Source organism: Roseateles aquae, assembly GCF_032337115.1.
Taxonomy (GTDB): Bacteria; Pseudomonadota; Gammaproteobacteria; order Burkholderiales; family Burkholderiaceae_C; genus Roseateles_C; species Roseateles_C aquae.
Genome location: NZ_JAVXZY010000039.1, coordinates 1 through 1,285 on the forward strand (window position 1 = coordinate 1; position 1,285 = coordinate 1,285).

At 59.0% G+C, this 1,285-nt stretch carries 2 protein-coding genes and 1 pseudogene; all 3 read left to right on the plus strand.

The features are described from left to right. A pseudogene (locus RQP53_RS24795) lies at positions 1–123 on the plus strand (IS3 family transposase); the annotation flags it as partial. Between the two features lie 143 nt (positions 124–266). After that, positions 267–1,148, plus strand: a complete 882-nt coding sequence (locus tag RQP53_RS24660) for an REP-associated tyrosine transposase (RefSeq protein ID WP_315653388.1) — start codon at positions 267–269, stop codon at positions 1,146–1,148. A gap of 16 nt (positions 1,149–1,164) precedes the next feature. Further along, positions 1,165–1,285 (plus strand): Ig-like domain-containing protein (locus tag RQP53_RS24720; RefSeq protein ID WP_350340400.1); only part of this gene is annotated, 121 nt, incomplete at its 3' end.

Below are 1,285 nucleotides of genomic sequence, written 5' to 3' on the forward strand. Positions count from 1 at the left end.
CGCCAAAGCAGTTCGATGCACACCGAGTTCGTGCTCGACGCGCTGGAGCAGGCGCTGTATGACCGCAAGCCAAGCGAAGACGATGGTCTGGTGCACCACTCGGATCGCGGCTCGCAATACCTGGGGGCATTGGGGTCAGGCCTTAAATTTAAAGTCCGTGCGACCATCACCTAGATTCACCACATGACCCGCCCCTTGCGCAGGCACAGGCATTGGGGTCAGGCCTTAAATTTGAAGTCCGCGCGACCATCACCTAGATTCACCACATGACCCGCCCCTTGCGCATCGAGTTCCCCGGCGCCGTGTATCACGTCACAGCCCGTGGCAATCGGCGTGAGCCTATCTTCGAGTCTGATGACGACCGTACCTTGTTGCTGGGTGTCGTGGGTAAAACCATGAAGCGCTTTGACGCGGTGATGCTGGCGTACTGCTTGATGGGCAATCACTATCACTTGGTGCTGGGCACACGCCAAGCCAATCTGTCAGCCCTGATGCAGCAGTTGAACGGCATCTATACCCAGGCATTCAATCGGCGGCATGGCAAGGTGGGGCATGTGTTCCAGGGCCGATTCAAGGCGATTCTGGTGGACCGGGACAGCTATCTGCTAGAGGTCTGTCGCTACGTCGAGCTCAACCCCGTGCGTGCGCGGATGGTGGAGCGGCCGGGCGATTGGCCTTGGTCCAGCTACCGAGCCCACTGTGGCCTTGCCTCACCCGTGTCGTGGCTGGATACAGCGGGGCTGCACGCGCATTTGCTAGGCGCAGCTCCTCGATCGGAGAAAGAACGTCTGCTGGCAGCTGGTCGCTATGCCGAGCTGGTCGAGGAGGGCCGGGACTTGCGTTTGTGGCAGACAGCCTTGCGCCAGCAAATCTATCTAGGCGACGAGGCGTTTGTGCAGCGGACTTTGGAAGTGAACGGTATCAAGCTTGACGGCGAGACTACCCGCGATATTCCCCAGCAGCAGCACAGCACGCCGAAGCGCCTGAATCAGTGGCAGAAAGAATGCCCCGACCGCGCCGAAGCGCTTTGGATGGCACACACCCGATCAGGGATCACGATGACGGCTCTGGCGGATGAGTTAAGCCTGTCTGTGGCACGAGTCAGCCAGTTGATCAAAAAGTATGAAGACTTGAAATTTAAGGCCTGACCCCTCTCGTGACTCGGTGAGCGTTTCTGCAAATGCCTCGCCGACTGGAGCAATTGCGTCCCCACTGAATGGCGCAGTCGTTCCGCTGAACACGCCGGTACTGCTGTCTGCGACAGCCAGTGATTCTGACGGTTCAA

Coding starts and splice junctions, on each gene's coding strand:
- RQP53_RS24660 (WP_315653388.1), top strand. CDS start 267: ATGACCCGCCCCTTGCGCATCGAGTTCCCCGGCGCCGTGTATCACGTC.